The 3,916-nt window shown below is 50.1% G+C and carries 1 protein-coding gene; it reads left to right on the top strand.

The genetic code is table 11. The features are described from left to right. A partial coding sequence (locus N7974_RS20200) for a beta strand repeat-containing protein (RefSeq protein ID WP_262967331.1) occupies positions 1–3,916 on the top strand: 3,916 nt, incomplete at both ends.

Genomic DNA, 3,916 nt, shown 5'->3' with positions numbered 1-3,916 from the left:
GCTGTGACCAAGACGTACGACGGCTCGTTGGCAGCAGCGGGTACGGCGGTTGTGACGTTGGGCACGCTGTACAACAACGCCAGTAATGGCGGTACGCTTGACAGCCTCAGTGGCGGCACGTTTGCCTACACCGACGCTAATGCCGGCACCGGCAAGACGGTAACGACAGATGCCGTGACGGTGAACGACGGCAACTTGGGTGGCAACTACACGGTCAGCTACGCCAACAACGCGGCGAGTATCATCGATAAAGCTGCCCTCAGTCTTATCGCCGTTGCCAACAATCGAGTCTACGACAGGACTAGTACTGCAACTTTGAGTAGTCTCAGTTTGTCAGGATTAGTTACTGGTGAAACTTTAACACCTGTGGTTGCTGGCGACGTGACGTTTGCTGACAAGTATGCAGCGGATGGCAAGACGGTAACGATTACTAATATAGGAATCATCGCAGGCATTGGCGATACAGGCTTGGTAAGTAATTACAGCATATCTTCAACTGCGACAACGACTGCCAATATTACCAAAGCAGACATTCATGTGGCTGGTGTCGTCGGTATAGACAAGGTTTATGATGGCACACTAACTGCCGGTATCAATGCCAACGCGGCCAGCTTGGTGGGCGTTATAAGCGGGGATGTGACCAGCGTGGGCTCTATTACTGGTACTTTCGTTGACAAAAATGTAGGTGTCGGAAAATCAATTGTAGGTAGTGCATTTGTCCTAACCGGTGCCGACGGTGTGAACTACAACCTGATTCAACCGACCGGTCTAACGGCAAGTATCACACCACGCAGCTTGGCGGTTTCTGCAACTGGCGTAAACAAGGATTATGACGGACTACTGGGGGCGACGGTTACCTTAGCCGACAATCGGATCAGCAATGATAATCTGACCTTTACTTACAACGCAGCTTTCCTCGACAAAAACGTTGGCAAATCCAAGTATATTGGGGTCAGCGGCATCGCACTGGGCGGCACTGACGCAGGGAATTACACATTCAATTTAACTGCTGCCGCGTTTGCCAATATCAGTAAGGCAACTTTGACGGTCAGCGCTACCGGCGTAAATAAAATCTACGACGGTAACAGCACCGCCTCGTTAACCTTATCAGATAACCGGATGAGCAACGATCAATTAAGTATCTCCTTTGGTAGCGCAAGTTTCCAGAGTCCTGCTGCCGGACATAATAAGTTGATTAATGTCAGCGGCATTAACGTGACCGGGGATGATGTCGGCAACTATACGTTTAATGTCACTGCGCAGGCCTCTGCGGATATCACTGGGAAGTTGATTTACATTACATCCGGTGTATTAGCCAATAGTAAGATCTATGATGGAAACATCAACACCACTTTGAATACAGGTAACGTCTTATATACAGGTGCAATAAACGACGATGTACTTAGTTTTAGTGCGGGTGCAGGCACCTTTGCCGATAAGAACGTCGGCAACGCCAAAGCCGTCACGGTAACAAGTATGGTGTTAAGCGGTACTAACTCCGATTCTTATGAGTTGGTACTACCTACCAACCTGATGGCCAATATCACCCCTGCAATGCTGACCATCACAGCGGTGAGTGATAGCAAAGTGTACGATGGCACAGCCACATCAATGGCTACACCGACTGTTACATTTGGTTCCGTGTTTACTGGAGACAGTCTGACTGGTCTGAGCGAGAGTTTTGCCAGCAAGAATGTACTGGGCACGAACGCCAGTACACTGAATGTTGGTAACGGTTATACGCTGGACGATGGCAACAACGGCGCTAACTACACTGTAACACTGGCTTCAGGAACGGGTACCATCACCCCGGCAGCACTGACCATCACAGCGGTTAGTGATAGCAAGGTGTACGATGGTACAACTACATCATTAATGACACCTACAGTGACATCTGGCACTGTGTTTACTGGAGACAGTCTGACTGGTCTGAGCGAAAGTTTTGCCAATAAAAATGTAATGGGCATGAACGGCAGTACATTGAATGTTGGTACGGGCTACACACTGATCGACAATAATAACGGAGCTAATTATGCTGTAACGCTGGTCTCAAGCACAGGAAGCATCACGCCGGCAGCGTTGACCTTGACCCCGATTTCGTCTATTAAAACTTATGATGGCACTATTACCTCGACAGGGACTGTCACGGTGGCCGGTAACGTCAGCGGCGATATCGTTAATGTCTCCGAAGAGTTCTCTTCAAAAAATGCTCTGGGTAACAACGCTAGCACACTGGGCATCAAAGCCGGCTATACTGTAGTTGATAGCAGTGCTGCCGATATGATTGGTAACTACACGATTACCAATACTGCTACAGCTACTGGTACTATCAATCAGCTTGCCTTGGCGGGCTCAATCTTGACGGGTACATCGGTCTATGGGGCTGCTATGTCGCCAGGTTTGGCAAGCTTCATCAACGCTGTGTCTGGTGATGACCTAGGCAATGCCAGAGTCGAGGTTAATACCAACGGCAATACTAGTTCCAGCGGCTACCTTAAAGCTGGTAACTACACCGGTATTGAATTTGTCACTGCGCTTTCGGGTGCCGATGCCGGCAACTACAGTTATGCTAACATTGTCGGTAACTACACGATAAACAAGCTAGCCCTCAGCGGTTCTGTGGCCTCTGGCAGTTCGATTTATGGTTCGTCCCTGAACCAAGGTGCTGCCAGTTTTAGTAACGCTATTAGCAACGACGACTTGGGTATCGCCACGGTAGCTGTTGACTCGGCAGGCTTGACTAGCAGTAGCGGTAACTTCATCGCCGGATTTCATATTGGCAAACAGTATGTCAGTGGTCTTTCTGGCGTCGATGCCGACAACTACACCTTTACCGAGATTACAGGTGATTACAACGTTAACAAGAAAAATATCGTTGTAGCCGGCATCATCAGCACAGCCAATAAAGTCTATGACGGAAATCGTGATGCCATTATCAACAGCAACGCTGCCGGCTTTAACGGCATGGTTGCCGGTGATGTTCTGAGCGTTACTGCCACGGGTTTGTTCGATACCAAAAATGTCGGCAGCAACAAAACCGTTACCTTAACCAGCAATTACAGCGGGGCTGATGCAGGTAACTACAACATTACCGATCAAGCGAGCAGCACCGCTGGGGTCAGCGCCAAGGCCCTGACTGTCAGCGGCATCAGTGCCGCCAATAAAGTCTATGACGGAAATCGTGATGCCATTATCAACAGCAACGCTGCCGGCTTTAACGGCATGGTTGCCGGTGATGTTCTGAGCGTTACTGCCACGGGTTTGTTTGACACTAAAAATGTCGGCAGCAACAAAACCGTTACCTTAACCAGCAATTACAGCGGGGCTGATGCAGGTAACTACAACATTACCGATCAAGCGAACAGCACCGCTGGGGTCAGCGCCAAGGCCCTGACGGTCAGCGGCATCAGCGCCGCCAATAAAGTCTATGACGGAAATCTTGATGCCACGATCAACAGCAGCGCTGCCGGCTTTGACGGCATGGTTGCCGATGATGTTCTGAGCGTTACTGCCACAGGTTTGTTCGATACCAAAAATGTCGGCAGCAACAAAACCGTTACCTTAACCAGCAATTACAGCGGGGCTGATGCAGGCAACTACAATATCACCGATCAAGCGAACAGCACCGCTGGGGTTAGCGCCAAGGCCCTGACGGTCAGCGGCATCAGTGCCGCCAATAAAGTCTATGACGGAAATCGTGATGCCACGATCAACGGCAGCGCTGCCGGCTTTAACGGCATGGTTGCCGGTGATGTTCTGAGCGTTACTGCCACGGGTTTGTTTGACACCAAAAATGTCGGCAGCAACAAAACCGTTACCTTAACCAGCAATTACAGCGGGGCTGATGCAGGTAACTACAACATTACCGATCAAGCGAACAGCACCGCTGGGGTCAGCGCCAAGGCCCTGACGGTCA

Source organism: Methylobacter psychrophilus, from assembly GCF_025583945.1.
Classification (GTDB): Bacteria; Pseudomonadota; Gammaproteobacteria; order Methylococcales; family Methylomonadaceae; genus Methylobacter_C; species Methylobacter_C psychrophilus.
This window is presented reverse-complemented; position numbering and strand designations above follow the sequence as displayed.